We start from the raw sequence: 14,295 nt of genomic DNA on the forward strand, positions 1-14,295 counted from the left end.
GGTGCGGGCGGGCGCCGGGCCGATGCGGCAAACACTGGCCGAATCGCACGCCTGCGCGCCTCGGGTCCCTGCGCAGGGGGCCTGTTCCGGGACCGGGTCGCACGGGGCCGGGGGAGGGAGTAGACATGGTGGCATGAGCGACAGTGATGCGCCTGGTGGGAGAGAGAGCCCGGGCATCAGGACGGACCCCGACGTCGAGGCGGACGCCGACGCCGAGCCGATTGCGGATCCCGATCCGAACATCACCCACCCCAGCTCCCGCACCCGCTCCCCTCCCCCCTCTCCCGATGTCGACGTCAACATCGACATCGACATCGACATCGACTTCGCGAAGGTCTTCCAGGCCCTGCCCAGCCCGGTCATGCTGCTCGCGCCCGACCTGACGATCCTCGGTGCGAACCGGGCCTATGTGCAGATCTCAGGCCGTGGCCTCGACGAGCTGGTCGGCCGGTTCCTGTTCGACGTGTTTCCCGACAGCCCCTCCGACGACGCCACCGGCGCCCGGACCCTGCGTAGGTCGCTCGAACGGCTGCTCGCCACCGGCGAGCGGGACACCATGGCCCTGCAGAAGTACGACGTCGAGGTGACCGACCGACCGGGCGTGTTCGAGGAGCGTTACTGGAGCACGGTCAACATCCCGGTCCTCGACGCCGAGGGGCGGGTGACGCTCATCGCCCACCGGGTCGAGGAGGTCACGGCCCTGGTCCGCGCCCGCGAGGCCGCCACCCGGACGCCGGGCACCCAGCACGCCTCCCCCACCACGCTCAGTCAAGAGGACGCGATGACCGCCGACCTCCTGACCCGCTCCCAGGAGCTGCAGGAACTCAACGAGGAGCTGCGCAAGGCCCACGCCCGCACGCACGAGGTCGCCGTCACGCTGCAGCGCGCCATGCTGCCCGGCACCACGCTGCCGCGGCACGACTTCGCCGCCGTCCGCTACCAGCCCGCGGCCAGCTTCCTCAACGTCTGCGGCGACTGGTACGACCTGATCGACCTCGACGGGGACCTGCTGGCCGCGGCGGTCGGCGACGTCGTCGGGCACGGCCTGGAGGCGGCCGGCGTCATGGGCCAGCTGCGCAGCGCCCTGAGCGCGGCGATCCGCGCGACCGGCCGGCCCGCCGACGCGCTCACGACCCTCGCGCAGCACGCGCACACCGTCGAGGGCGCGCTGGCCACGACAGCCGTCCAGGCCGTGATCGACCGGGCCGCCCACACGGTCCCGTACAGCTGCGCAGGCCACCCGCCCCCACTCCTGGCCCACCCCGACGGAACGGTCGAACTACTGGACACGGCCACCGACCCGCCCCTGGCCGCCTCCGACGACACCATCCCCCGCACCCAGGCGACGGTGTCCTACACCCCCGGTGCCACCCTCGTCCTCTACACCGACGGCCTCATCGAACGCCGCGGCGAGGACATCGACCACGGCCTGCACCGCCTGGCCCACAGCCTCGAACGCCACCACACCCTGCCCCCCGAACCCCTGGCAGACGCAATCCTGACGGACCTGGTCCCGGCCCCCCGCCGGGGCCCGGACGACGACACGGCACTGGTGGTCATCCGACTCTGACCTGCTGCGGCCGCATCAACTGATGCCGCGCATCACGACCGCTTCCAGGTGCGCCACGGCCGCGTGATGATCTCCCGTGCGACCTGGACTCCCGGTGTCCTCTCTTGATCCAATGGTGGATGACATCGTTCTGGACAGGCACGCGGATACGGCTGCGCGGGATCGAGCCCGACGACTGGACCGGGTTCATGGGGTTCGCTGTGGATGAGGAGCGGTTGGGGGATGCGGTGGGTCCGCCCCGTTCCGCCGAGGGGTATCGCGCCTGGGCCAAGGAGCAGGCCGCCGCCGAGACCGACGGTGACTGTTTTCGGCTGGCGATCGAGGCTCTCGACACCGGGGAGATGGTCGGCGCCGTCTCCTCCAACCATGCCGATCCGCAGGCAGGTCGCTTCGAGTACGGCGTCACGGTCGGGGCGGATCATCGGCGCAAGGGGTACGCGGCGGAAGCCGTGGTGATGTTGCTGCGGTACATGTTCGCCGAGCGGCGGTATCACAAGTGCGAAGCCCGCGTCTTCGCCTACAACCAGGGGTCGTTGGCGCTCCATCACCGGCTCGGCTTCGTCGAGGAGGGGCGCCTCCGCGATCACGTGTTCCTCGCCGGCCGGCACCACGATCTCGTCCTCCTGGGCATACTCGCCGACGAGTTCGACCGAGTGCACCAGCCGCCCTGGCCGCCCTGGTCGCCCTGGCCGCCCTTCGGCACGTCAGCCACGCGGTCTTGCCCCCGGTGAATCCATCCACCACCATTTTCACCGATGGATAAAATAGTGAACCGGAGCGGGAGTCGGAGCCGGAAGCGGTCGTCGAAGCTTGGATCCAGGGCCGGCGCGGTCCCGCTCCTCGCCGCCCTGGCCCTCGGCGCGCTGGGCCTCGCCCCAGCCACCCCGGCCGGGGCGGTCGAGCATGCCCGCGAAGCCGGCGCTGTCGGCGCCCACCTCCCCCAAGTCCACCCAGCCCCCCAAGAGTTGCGCCCCGGCCACGGCTCCCAGCGTGTGCCCGAGCGAGTCGTCGAAGTCGTCGGGCGTCGGACCGATCCCGCCGCGCGCAAGCTCGTCGAGAAAGTGCTGCGGGGCGCCGGGGCTCAGGTCGTTCGGACCGTCGTCGCGGGTCGGCCCTTGCCGGACGCCGACCTCACCGTCTACGTCGGTGGGCCGGGTGAGAACCCCGCCACCGCGCGGGTGTTGGAGCGGCTCGGGGCCGAGTCGCCCGGTGGGCTGCCGGCCGGTGGGTACGCGGTTGCGGCCGGGCGGGGGCGGGTCGCGCTGTCCGGGGTGGACGTCACCGGTACGTACTACGCCGCGCAGACCTTCCGTCAGCTGGTCGGACGAGGGAAGGCCGTGCCCGACGTCACCGTCCGCGACTGGCCCGCCGCCGCACTCCGCGGTGTGGTCGAGGGGTTCTACGGGGCGCCCTGGTCGCAGCAGGACCGGCTGTCGCAGCTGGACTTCTACGGGCGTACCAAGCAGAACGTGTACGTCTACTCCCCCAAGGACGACCCGTATCTGCGGGCGAAGTGGCGGGACGAGTACCCCGTCGAACGGCTCGCGACGCTCAAGGAGCTCGTCGACCGCGCCGCCGCGAACCATGTCCGCTTCACCTACGCCCTCTCGCCCGGGCTGTCCGTCTGCTACTCCTCGGCCGCCGACGCGAAGGCACTCGTCGCGAAGTTCGAGTCGTTGTACGCCATCGGGGTGCGGTCGTTCGCCGTGCCGCTGGACGACATCAGCTACACCTCCTGGAACTGCGCCGAGGACGGGGATGCGTACGGCAGTGGGGGTGGTGCGGCGGGGACCGCCCAGGCCTCTCTGCTCAACTCGGTCGTCGACGACTTCGTCGACGCGCATTCCGACCTCGCGCCGTTGGAGATGGTGCCGACCGAGTACTCCGACCTCGCCGACTCCCCCTACAAGACATCGACACAGCCACCAACGACACCCGCCCGACGCTCCTGGTCAACGGACAGCAGGCGTACGGGCTCGCCCTCTCCCCGGACGGGCGCACGCTGTGGGTCAGCGCGAGCACGGGCGACCGGGTCACCCCCGTCGACACGGTCACCGGTGCCCCCGGCACCCCGGTCACCGTCGGCAGGTCCGCGTTCGACGTGGCGCTCGACTGGAACGGGAGCACGGCGTACGTCACGACCGCCGACGCCGGTGAACTCGTGCCGGTCACGACGGCCGGCGGCACGGTCGGCACCGCCCTCGGGACGGGCGCGTATCCGCTGGCCGCGGTGGTGACCCCGGTGCCGGTCGGCTAGTCCTCGTACGACCGTGTACGACCGTCCTCCGTGGTGTGGTGGTCGCCGCCAGTGGTGTACCGGCGGCGACCACACCGCCCTGGCGCGCCACCCCCCGGTCGGCGGGTTGCAGGGCAGGGGATCCCTCATGGGTCGCCGCGGCACGCGGGAGTGCGCCGTGGCGGGGTCCGCAAGGGACACGTGGTCGAGGGCCCTGCCGCGAAGGGGCGGCGGGGATACGGAAGTTGTCTCGGCGGTGGAGACCGCCTCGTCCGGACACCCGGGGACAGGGGGCGGATGCGCCCGGGGACAAGGGGCGCGCGAGAAGCCGGTGAACACGGCCTCGATGCTGTGGCGGCTCCCGAGGAGCCTCACTCATCACTCGGGTCCGAGCCTAGGCCCGGCCGCCTGTTCTGGATAGCCCCGTGTCCGTACGTCCCGTATGCCCGTACGGGCGCCGCCACCTGCGGGCCGGGCGGCACGCGGTTGATCCCGACGCCCCGTTTACCCCGGCGGCTCCTGCTGTGATGATGCCGAGTCGGGGGATGACCATCCCGCGCGGCCGGGGGAGGACCCGTATGACCGAGGTGTACTTGCGCAGACTGTCCCGGTGGCAGGCCGAGCAGCAGCGGGCAGCCGTCGCGGACGTGTACGTCACGGCGTACCGTGGTGCCGCGGGGGCCGAATACCGCGACCGCCAGGGCTTCCTGGACCGGTTCGAACAGCATGTGCAGCGCCTCGGCTTCGACATGATGGTCGCCGACGCGGGCGGGCTGGTCGGCTGCGCGTACGGGTTCCGGGTCGAGCGGACCGGCGAGTGGTGGTCCGACTTCCGTGGGGAACTGCCCACGGACATCGAGGAACTCACCGCCTCGGGCCGTACCTTCCTGCTCGCCGAGCTGATGGTGCTGCCGGCCCACCGCAGGCACGGCGTCGCGACCCTCCTGGGCGAACGGCTGCTGGCCCGGCTCGAAGCCGATCTGGTCGTCGCGGCCGTGGACCTGGAGCGACCCGACGGTGGAGACGGTGGTGACGGCGGCAGTGGTCCGGCGAACGCCGCCCAGGAGACCGTGCGCGCCTGGGGCTGGTCGAAGCTGGGCGTCCTCGCGCCCCACTCCCCGTCGGCCGTCCGCGAGGTATGGATCCGCAGGCCACTGCGGTGATCCGCGCCTGTCCACGACGGTCCGCGGTGGACCAAGGCAGTTCGCCACGGCCCGCGACGGTTCGCTGCAGACCACGACGGTTCGCTGCGGACCGTCAGTGAGACGGGCGCAGGCCCGCCGCCGCGGCCGCCATCAGCGGCTCCGCGTCCGCCGCGTCGACCTCCGGGGGCACGACCAGCAGGTCCCAGCGGCCCCGGCCCGGACTGACCAGGCAGACGGTGTGCCGGCCGTGTGACCCGGCGGACCGGCTCAGCCGTACGACGTGGTTGGCGACGAGCATCCGGCCGGGCGACGCCGCCCACATCGCCGTGTTCACGGTGACGCCGGTGATCTGTCCCCACGTACGGGGCAAGGCGCCGATCAGCAGCGGAAGTTCGGCCAGCAGATCGCGCGAGTGGGGCCACCACGCCCCGTCGATACGGCGAGGCAGGGAGCTGTGCGGGGCCAGGCGGAGGCGGGCGAGGGGCTGCGAGGGCAGGGGTTCGAGGACGGGGACGGTGGTCATGGAGCGCTCCTGTCTGGGGCACGACTACGGCGTGCCGGTGGTTCGTTCGCGGCGGACACGGCGGACCGCGCGACGGAACGGGCTCTCTTCTCCTGCGGCTCGGTCGAGCCGGGTGACAGGTGGCTCCTTGGCCTCGATGCCCCGGTGCCTTCGTGCTTCCCTGAGCCGACGTATCGGTGGCTCAGTGGTTCGGTCACTCAGCGGTTCAGCGGGCTGACTGACTCAGTGGTTCGACGGCTCGGTCGTTCGACGGCTCAGCGGTTCGGTGACTCGCCGGCGCGGAGCGTGCGGTCAGGGTCGTGTGCCGCCCCGACGCCGGGGCTCGACCGGCGGACATGAACGACTTCAACCGGCCATGGGGCGGACCCTGCCCCGGGCTCTGATCTGCCCGGCGTCGTCGTGCGCCGAGGACGAGACCGGCTCGAACACCGGTGTACGACATGCCCTCGGTTCCCCCACCGTACCTTGACCGTCGGTGAACGAGGCTGCCGAGACCGTACGGTTTGCGAGGTCTCGGCCCGCGTCAACTTCCGCATGGACCTTGCCGCTTCGGCACCCAGCCGTCGGGAACCGGTCGGGTACCGGCCAAGTACGGCCTCTTCGAGCGCCCACCCGACGGATACCGGAAGCAGCACTACGGGCACCTCCTCCCCGGCAGTACGCTCGCCGTACGGCAGCCCGTGTCCCCGGCCCTCTCCGTGAAGTCCCGTTCCGCGCAACTGAGGCTCTGCGCAAGGCGAAAGCCACCCTGGAGGCGCCGTTCCACCGCGGCTTCTCCACGGAGCGACTCCACCGGGCCGCTCCACAGCCAGAGGAGATGGGGCACATGGGCCCGCATCCCAGCCTGTTCGACGAGTGCTGTGTGGTCGGGGCGAGCGGCGAACTGGACCTTTCGACGGCCCCGGGCTTCACCCGTGACCTGGAGGAAGGCCGCCGAGGCACCGGGCGCCTCTTCCTCATCGTCGACCTGAGCGCCGTGACGTTCATGGACGGCAGCGCTCTGGACCCGCTGTGCGCGGCCTGGGACGACTGCCGGTCGCGGCGCGGCTGGACCCGGGTCGTCTACGCCCGCCCGTGCATAGGTCTGGTGTTCCGGGCCGGCGCGGTCGTCGATCGCTTCCCCCGGTACGCCAGTGCCCGGGACGCCTGGCGGGGCATACCCGCCGACGACCCGGAACAGTGGAACGCGACGGAGAACCGATCCGCGTAGGGTTACGACGCAAGCCGGTCGGTGCCTCGAACCGAGGCTCCCGGCCGCGGCTGGACGGATACCGGTGATCAGCGACGGCATGGCCGACGTTCTCCGGTCGCTGCGCCTCGGCGGGCGCGGTGATCCGGCCCGGGCGTGCGCGCTGGCGCTGGGCGCCGAGGGTGTCGCACTGTCGCTGCTCGTGGGCAACGGCAGGATGGCCGAGCCCCTCTGGTGCCATCCCGAGGTGAGCGCCCGTTTCGAGGAACTCCAGTTCACGCTGGGCGAGGGCCCGGGCCCGGACGCGGTGCGCACCGGATCCCCCGTCATGGAACCGGACCTGGACCGCGTACGCCCTGATCGGTGGCCCGCGCTGCTGCCGCCCGCGCGGGACATGGGCGTCCAAGGGGTGTGCTGCTTCCCGCTGGGCATCGGGGCCATCCGGCTCGGTGTACTGACCGTACTCTGCGACGGCGACCGGACCATGTCCGTCCAGCAGAGTACGGACGCGACCGCCCTGGCCGCCGCCCTGACCGGCGCACTCCTGAACGGGGACGGGCGCGGGAGCAGGAACGGGAGCGGCAACGGCGGCCCGGCGCTCGGCCTGCTCCTGGACCGGCCGACCGGGCTGCATCGCGCGGCGGTGCACCAGGCCACGGGAATGATCAGCGTCCAGCTCGGTGTGACGATGGAAGAGGCCCTCCTGCGCCTGCGGGCCCACGCCTACAGCAGCGAGCGCCCCCTCGGGGAGGTCGCGGACGACGTGGTCGCCCGCAGACTCCGCTTCAACGACGACGACATCAACGGCAACAACGACGCCTCCGGCAACGGCGACGGCTTGGACGACGACATGAACGGGCCGTACTCGCCCGGCGACGGAAAGGGATGATCGGCATGGCCCGCGAACAACGTCTGGCCGAGATCTTCGTGGAGGTCGCGGACTCTCTCGTCGAGGACTTCGACGTCATCGACCTGCTGCAGCGCCTGTCCACGCGCTGCGTCGAACTGCTGGACGTCTCGGCGGCGGGCATCCTGCTCGTGGACGCCCACGGCGAGCTGCAGATCATCGCCGCGTCGGACGAGCACGCCCGCCTGCTGGAGCTGTTCGCGCTCCAGCACGACCAAGGCCCGTGCGTGGAGTGCTACCGCACCGGCACGGCCCGTACGAACATCGACCTGACGCAGTCCGAGACGACCGCGGCCTGGCCGCACTTCGCCGACCGGGCCCGCGAAACGGGTTACGTGACCACGCACGCGCTCCCGCTGCGCCTGCGCAACCGGGTCGTCGGCGCGCTCAACCTCTTCCAGAGCGCACCGCACCGCCTCGGCGACGCCGACATCGCGCTCGCCCAGGCACTCGCCGACGTGGCCACCATCGCGATCCTCCAGCAGCGCACGCTGGAACAGTCGCACATCGAGAACAGCCAGCTTGCGACCGCGCTCACCAGCCGCATCCTGATCGAACAGGTCAAGGGAGTACTGGCGGAGCGCTGGAACACCTCGGTGGACGACGCCTTCGCCGCGTTCCGCTCGTACGCGCGAGCCCATCAACTGCGCCTCGCGGACCTCGCCACGCAGATCATCGCCGGGGGCTTCGAAACCGCGTCCATTCCCGCCCCGGCCCCTGCCCCCACCCCCGCAGCGGGACCGGCACCGGCACCGACCGCGCCGGAGGACCGCACCCGGTAGCGGGACGACGAGTCGTCAGCCGACGCGGAGGCCCGCCTTGACCGTGTCGAACACCGGGCGGTGCGTGTCCCATTGGGCTTCGGGCGCCGAGAGGTAGATGTCGTACTCCGTGCCGCCCTCCTCGCCGAAACCGAAGTCGATGGCACGGAAGGCACGGGCCTGGCCCTGAAAGGTGAACTCCCACACCGCGGCGGGCTTTCCCTGGAACGTGGTGCGCTGCATGCGCAGCTTCCGGTACGTCGAGTAGTTGAGCTTGGTGTTCGCCTCGATGTTCTGGAAGTGCGACTCGGGGTTCGCGCCCGCGGGGTTCACGGTGCCGATGGTGAGCTCGACCAGGCGCGACTCGTCGATGTAGGTGACCTGTTCGGCGCTCGCCTTGCCGTCGCGCTTCCAGCCGTCGGGGACCGGGAAGGTGACTCCCAGCGCCTTCTCCCTGACCAGACGGAACCCCGCGGGGACGGGGGACGGCTCGGGCGCGGTGGGTGAGGTCGCGGTCGCTGAGCCCTTCCTGCCGTGGCCGCCGTTGTCGGACGTCATCGCGTAGAGCCCGCCCGCCACGGCCGCGGCGGCCAGGGTGACGGCAGCCGCGCTCCAGAGGAGACGGCGCCGCTTGCGACCCGGGCGGCCGGTGCCGTCGCCGCTGCCACTGCCACTGCCACTGCCACTGCCACCGATGGGAGCGGGCGACACCGGCCCCGAGCCCGAGTCGGTGAGCGTGGCCCCGGCCGAAGTCGTCGGTCCCGTCGCCGCCACGGTCGCCGTCGCCCTGCTCGGCACGGCCGACGCCCACGCGATCTCCGTCGTCCCACCCGCCGTCGCGCCCGGCGCCTCCGACGCCACGACCCGCAGCGCCCGTTCCGTCTCCTCCGCCGACGGGCGCTCGTCCGGGTCCTTGGCGAGCAGCATCTCGATGAGGGGTTCGAGCGGACCGGCCTGCTTCATGGGGGCGAGCGGGTCGACGGCGATGGCGTACGCGGTCTCCATCGCCGTGGCTTTGCGGAACGGGGGCCGGCCCTCGACGGACTGGAAGAGGGTGGCGCCGAGCGCCCAGAGGTCGGCGGTGGGGCCTGGTTTGTGGCCCCTCATGCGCTCGGGCGCGATGTAGTCGATCGACCCGATGATCTCGCCGGTCTTGGTCAGCGTCGAGGTGCCGGTCGCCATGGCGATGCCGAAGTCGGTGAGGACGACACGGCCGTTCCCGCCCAGCAGCACGTTGCCCGGCTTCACGTCGCGGTGCAGTACTCCGGCGGCGTGGGCGGCCCGCAGCGCGGCGATCATGCCGAGGCCCACCCGGGCGGCCTCACCGGGCGGCAGGGCCCCGCCGTCCTTGAGGAGCGCGCCGAGGGTGGTGCCGTGCACGTACTCCATGACGATGCACGGCAACCCCTCGTCATCCAGGACGTCATGGACGACGACCACGTTCGGGTGAGTGATCCGGGCGGCGCTGCGGGCTTCCCTGCGGGTGCGTTCGTGGACGGTGGCGAGTTCGTCCTCGGAGAGGTGCTGCTGGGCGTGGAGCCGCTTGAGCGCGATCTCGCGGCTGAGGACCTCGTCCTCGGCACGCCACACCGTGCCCATGCCACCGCGGCCGACCCGCTCGATCAACCGGTACCGCCCGGCGATCAACCGCCCCTCGTCCGACACAGCGCGCCTTTCGCCGACCCGATCCGACTCGATTCCTGTGAACCGCTCCCTGTGAACCGCTCCACGTCCGATTCGGATCGCCACGATAGTCGCCGTGTTCGCGGGGCACTGTGGCGGAGGCCATGCCACAGTGCCCCGCGACCGGTCAGACCGCTGCCGGACCGGTCAGACCCCCGCCGGGGCCGGCGGGTCAGACCCCCGCCGGGGCCGGCCCCACCAGTTCCGACAGCACGTCCTCCATCGTGACGAAGCCGAGGACCTTGCCCGACTCGCCGGTGACCGCGGCCAGGTGACTGTCGTTGGCGCGCAGGGCGGTGAGGGTGTCGTCGAGCGGGGTGTCGATACGGACGCGCGTGACCGGGTGCAGCGCGGTACGCGGGAAGGGCCGGTCCCGGTCGGCGACGCCGAGGGTGTCCTTGATGTGGAGGTAGCCGAGCACCGTGCCGTCCTCGCCGGTCACCGGGAAGCGGGAGAAGCCGGCCTCGGCGGCCGCGCGCTCCAGCCGTGCCGGGGTGACGGTGTGTTCGACCGTACGCATCCGCTGGGCCGGCACGAGGATCTCGCCGACCGGGCGGGTGCCCAGCTCCAGGGCGTCCCGCAGCCGTTCGCCGTCCGCGGACGACAGCAGCCCGGCCTGGCTGGAGTCGACGACCATGCGGGCGAGCTGGTCGTCGGTGAAGACCGACTCCACCTCGTCCTTGGCCTCGACCCGCAACAGCTTGAGCAGGGCGTTGGCGAAGGCGTTGATACCGAAGACGACCGGCTTCAGCGCCCGGGTGAGGGCCACCAGGGGCGGTCCGAGCAGCAGCGCGGCGGGCACCGGCGCGGCGAGCGCGAGGTTCTTCGGGATCATCTCGCCGATCAGCATGTGCAGATACGTGGCCACGGTGAGCGCGATCACGAAGGCGATCGGGTGGACGAAGGCATCCGGGACGCTGGCCGCCTCGAAGGCCGGCTCCAGCAGACGCGCGATGGCCGGTTCGGCGACCGCGCCCAGCACCAACGACGAGACGGTGATGCCGAGTTGGGCCGTCGCCATCATCGCGGAGATGTGCCTGAGGCCCCACAGGGTCATCCGGGCCCGCTTGTTGCCCTCCTGGGCGCGCGGTTCGATCTGGCTCCGGCGGACGGAGATCAGGGCGAACTCGGCACCGACGAAGAACGCGTTGGTCACCAGGGTCAGGGCGCCGATGGCCAGTTGGAGGGTGGTCATCGTGCTCATCGGGACTCCTCCACGGTCTGACGGGCCGAGTCGGGAGCAGACCCGTGGACCGAGTCGCGAGCCGAGTGGCGGGCCGGTTCGGTGATGCGGACGCGGTCGGCGCGGTGGTGGTCGACGTCGAGGACGTCGAGACGCCAGCCGTCGAGGTCCAGCGCGTCGCCCTCGGCCGGGATCCGGGCGAGCCGGGTGGCGACAAGGCCGGCGACGGTCTCGTACGGACCCTCCGGCGCCCGCAGGCCTATCCCGGCGAGCTCGTCGATCCGTACGCCGCCGTCCGCCTCCCAGACCGCGCGGCCGTCCGGCGACGCGGGGGCGGGCAGCAGGTCGGGCACCTCGACGGGGTCGTGCTCGTCGCGCACCTCGCCGACGACCTCCTCGACGATGTCCTCGACCGTCGCCACGCCCGCCGTGCCGCCGTACTCGTCGATGACGACGGCCATGGTGCGGGCCGTCCGCATCCGCTCCAGGAGGCGGTCGGCGGGCAGGCTGTCGGGCACCAGCAGCGGGGCCGTGGCCAGCTCGGTGACAGGGGTAACGGCCCGCTTGTCCGGCTCCAGGGCCAGTACGTCACGGATGTGGACCGAGCCGACGACCTCGTCCAGGCTGTCGCGGTAGACCGGGAAACGGGAAAGGCCGGTCGCGTGGGTGAGGTTGGCGGCGTCGGCTGCCGTGGCGCGCGACTCCAGCGCCCGTACGTCGACGCGCGGGGTCATCACGTTCTCCGCGGTCAGCTCGCTCAGGTGCAGCGTGCGGACGAAGAGCTCCGCCGAGTCCGGCTCAAGGGCGCCCTGGGCGGCCGAGTGCTGGGCCAGCGCGACGAGTTCCTCGGGGCCGCGGGCGGAGGCCAGCTCCTCGGCGGGCTCCAGGCCCATGCGGCGCACGAAACGGTTCGCGGTGTTGTTGAGGTGATGGATGAACGGGCCGAACGCGGCCGTGAACCCGCGCTGCGGGCCCGCGACGACCTTGGCGACGGCCAGCGGGCGCGAGATCGCCCAGTTCTTCGGCACCAGCTCGCCGACCACCATCAGGACGACGGTGGAGACGACGACACCGAGCACGGTCGCCACGGACGAGGCCGCGCCGCCGAGACCGGCCGATTCCAGGGGCCCCTTGAGCAGCACGGCGAGCGACGGCTCGGCGAGCATGCCGATCACCAGCGAGGTGACGGTGATGCCCAGCTGGGCGCCGGACAGCTGGAGCGTCAGCCGCCGGACGGCCTTCAGCGCGCCTTCGGCACCTCGCTCGCCCGCCTCGGCGGCCCGCTCCAGGTCACCGCGCTCGACGGTGGTCAGCGAGAACTCGGCCGCCACGAACACGGCACAGGCGAGCGTGAGCAGCAGGGCGAGCAGGAGCAGCAGGATCTCGGTCACCGTGCCACCCCCGCCCCGTCACGCACATGTCTCGGGCCGGGAATGGCACGGCTGGTACTGGGAGGTTCACCCATCGCGGAACCTTCGCTCCTTCTCGCACTAAAGGTCGTATGACGCGCCCTGACCGGACACGTCCCACCCAGTGTAAAGGAATCGCAAAGCAGCGCGTCGGGAGCGGCGAGGAGCGGCGCAGGCGGGTGGCCGAGGGGCTGCCGAGGATCGGGCCCGCTCCCGGAAAACGCGTGTCGCCGCAGGGGCACGGATGCCTACGGTGAGGCCGTGCACCAGCACCGAAGGCGCGACCTCAGACCGCCCGCCCGCCGGAACCCCCGGCCGGCGGACCAGCCCGCGAGCCCTTCCGGTCTGGATCTCACGGGAGCCGACGTCGTGATCGTCGGGTACTTCTCCGCCAAGCAGAAGGACTTCGCCCTACGCATGGACGCGGCGGCCGCCGACCTGACGGCACGCGGCGCCCGGGTCGTGGGCCGCGTCGTACAACGCCGCGGCGTCTCGAACGGCGGGGTGAGGAGAATGCCCCTCCCGTACTCCTCCCGGACCCTGCTGAGCTCCGGAAAGACCCGCGAAGTGGCCGCACTCCGCGAGGAGTCGGGAGCGGACGCGGTGGTCTTCCTCAACACCCTCACGGAACACCAGCGCCGGGTACTGACGGAGACGTTCGGGTGCCCGGCGGTGAGCCTGTCGTAGGGCCCAGCGGTCGGCCTGTAGTAGGGCTCGGCGGTCGGCCCGGCCGCTGCCGTGCGGGCCGCGGGCCGAGCCGGTCTCGTACGTACGAGGGGGTACGCGGCCTCAGCCGACCCTGGTCGCGGGGCCGATCCGGAGCTTGCCGGACGAGCTGCCGTCCGTGACCGGGAGGGTGCCCGCGGGCCAGGCGACGCGGACGTACTTCGTCTCGTTCGGGGGCGTGACGAGGATGTCGGTCAGGCGGACGCCGGAGCCGCCGGAGTTGTTGTAGGGGAACGTGATGTTGAAGGCGGCGGAGTCGCCGTTCTTGAGGACCGCCGGGTAGACGGGCTCGCCGTTGCGCTCGACGGAGAGGGTGGAGCCGTCGGCGGCCTTCAGGTCGACGCCCGCGTATCCGTTGATGGAGCAGTCGCGGCCGCCGGCGTTCTTGAGCTGGACGGTGACGACACCCTCCTTCTTGTCGGTGGTGTTGTCGGCGGCGTTGACCTCCAGCTCGTCGGTGCGGCAGATCGATGCCTTGCCGCCTGATCCCGTACCTCCACCGGTGCCGCCCGTGGCGGTGCCGCCGTCGTCCGATCCGCCGGAGGAGCCGCCGGAGGAGCCGCTGCCCGAGCCGGTGGTGCCGCTGTCCGAGCCGCCCGTCTCCTTCGCGGTGGACGAGGCCGAGGAGGACGGAGCGCCCGACGGCGTGTCGCCGGCCGTGTCGTCGTCACCGCCGCCGCACGCCGTGAGCGTGAGGGCTGCCGCGAGGCCGAGCGTGGCGAACAGGGTCGTGCGGCGGGCGTTCGAGAGGCGCATTGGGTGTCCTTGCGTGGAGGCCGTGAGGCGTGATCGTTTCCGAACTGCCTCCAGGAAACGGGGGCGGTTGGGGAGCGGGCAAGGGCACTCGGGCAGTGCGGGACGCGGGAATGCTTTCACCGCCTCCGACCTGCGGAAACACCAGCTGCCTGGAACGGGTGGGCGGGACGGCTGTGGGTGTGGTGAGGGGGTGAGGGGGGGGTGCGT

The 14,295-nt window shown here is 71.8% G+C and carries 12 protein-coding genes and 1 pseudogene; 8 read left to right on the forward strand and 5 right to left on the reverse strand.

Annotated features, from left to right (window positions below; translation table 11 throughout):
* Positions 1–133 precede the first annotated feature (133 nt).
* The 4 genes and pseudogenes from O3Q52_RS33375 to O3Q52_RS33390 all read left to right on the forward strand — a co-directional run bounded on the left by O3Q52_RS33375 (position 134) and on the right by O3Q52_RS33390 (position 4,969).
* On the forward strand, positions 134–1,570 hold the full coding sequence (locus tag O3Q52_RS33375; RefSeq protein ID WP_269652402.1) for a PP2C family protein-serine/threonine phosphatase: 1,437 nt from the start codon (positions 134–136) through the stop codon (positions 1,568–1,570).
* A 119-nt stretch (positions 1,571–1,689) separates the two neighbouring features.
* On the forward strand, positions 1,690–2,301 hold the full coding sequence (locus O3Q52_RS33380; protein WP_269652403.1) for a GNAT family N-acetyltransferase: 612 nt from the start codon (positions 1,690–1,692) through the stop codon (positions 2,299–2,301).
* A gap of 117 nt (positions 2,302–2,418) precedes the next feature.
* Positions 2,419–3,492, forward strand: a pseudogene (locus tag O3Q52_RS33385) (beta-N-acetylglucosaminidase domain-containing protein); the annotation flags it as partial.
* An 892-nt stretch (positions 3,493–4,384) separates the two neighbouring features.
* Positions 4,385–4,969, forward strand: coding sequence for a hypothetical protein (locus tag O3Q52_RS33390; protein ID WP_269652404.1), 585 nt, complete (start codon positions 4,385–4,387; stop codon positions 4,967–4,969).
* 94 nt (positions 4,970–5,063) lie between these two features.
* On the opposite strand, the gene O3Q52_RS33395 is transcribed toward O3Q52_RS33390, so the two are convergent.
* A complete protein-coding gene (locus O3Q52_RS33395; protein WP_269652405.1) occupies positions 5,064–5,474 on the reverse strand; it encodes a DUF5994 family protein in 411 nt (136 codons plus the stop codon).
* 826 nt (positions 5,475–6,300) lie between these two features.
* Here O3Q52_RS33395 and O3Q52_RS33400 point away from each other — a divergent pair.
* The 3 genes from O3Q52_RS33400 to O3Q52_RS33410 all read left to right on the forward strand — a co-directional run bounded on the left by O3Q52_RS33400 (position 6,301) and on the right by O3Q52_RS33410 (position 8,352).
* Positions 6,301–6,684 carry an STAS domain-containing protein gene (locus tag O3Q52_RS33400; RefSeq protein ID WP_269652406.1) on the forward strand — a complete coding sequence of 128 codons (384 nt, stop codon included), beginning with the start codon at positions 6,301–6,303 and terminating at the stop codon, positions 6,682–6,684.
* 79 nt (positions 6,685–6,763) lie between these two features.
* Positions 6,764–7,552: an ANTAR domain-containing protein gene (locus O3Q52_RS33405; protein ID WP_269652407.1), complete on the forward strand. Its 789-nt coding sequence runs from the start codon at positions 6,764–6,766 to the stop codon at positions 7,550–7,552.
* Entirely contained in the window at positions 7,549–8,352 is an 804-nt protein-coding gene (locus tag O3Q52_RS33410) for a GAF and ANTAR domain-containing protein (RefSeq protein ID WP_269652408.1), read from the forward strand. The genes O3Q52_RS33405 and O3Q52_RS33410 overlap by 4 nt, the downstream gene beginning before the upstream one ends.
* Positions 8,353–8,367: 15 nt before the next feature.
* Here O3Q52_RS33410 and O3Q52_RS33415 read toward each other — a convergent pair whose 3' ends face one another.
* From O3Q52_RS33415 to O3Q52_RS33425, 3 genes are all read right to left on the reverse strand, one after another.
* Positions 8,368–9,996, reverse strand: coding sequence for a serine/threonine-protein kinase (locus O3Q52_RS33415; RefSeq protein WP_269652409.1), 1,629 nt, complete (start codon positions 9,994–9,996; stop codon positions 8,368–8,370).
* A 190-nt stretch (positions 9,997–10,186) separates the two neighbouring features.
* Positions 10,187–11,209 carry a hemolysin family protein gene (locus tag O3Q52_RS33420; RefSeq protein ID WP_269652413.1) on the reverse strand — a complete coding sequence of 341 codons (1,023 nt, stop codon included), beginning with the start codon at positions 11,207–11,209 and terminating at the stop codon, positions 10,187–10,189.
* Between the two features lie 5 nt (positions 11,210–11,214).
* Entirely contained in the window at positions 11,215–12,588 is a 1,374-nt protein-coding gene (locus O3Q52_RS33425; protein ID WP_269652410.1) for a hemolysin family protein, read from the reverse strand.
* Positions 12,589–12,867: 279 nt separating this feature from the next.
* Between O3Q52_RS33425 and O3Q52_RS33430 the strand changes: the two genes are divergently transcribed.
* Positions 12,868–13,293: a hypothetical protein gene (locus O3Q52_RS33430; protein WP_269652411.1), complete on the forward strand. Its 426-nt coding sequence runs from the start codon at positions 12,868–12,870 to the stop codon at positions 13,291–13,293.
* Positions 13,294–13,395: 102 nt separating this feature from the next.
* Here the strand turns inward: O3Q52_RS33430 and O3Q52_RS33435 are convergent, their stop codons facing one another.
* Positions 13,396–14,088: a DUF4232 domain-containing protein gene (locus tag O3Q52_RS33435; RefSeq protein ID WP_269652412.1), complete on the reverse strand. Its 693-nt coding sequence runs from the start codon at positions 14,086–14,088 to the stop codon at positions 13,396–13,398.
* Positions 14,089–14,295 lie beyond the last annotated feature (207 nt).

The organism is Streptomyces sp. ActVer, assembly GCF_027270795.1.
GTDB lineage: Bacteria > Actinomycetota > Actinomycetes > Streptomycetales > Streptomycetaceae > Streptomyces > Streptomyces umbrinus_A.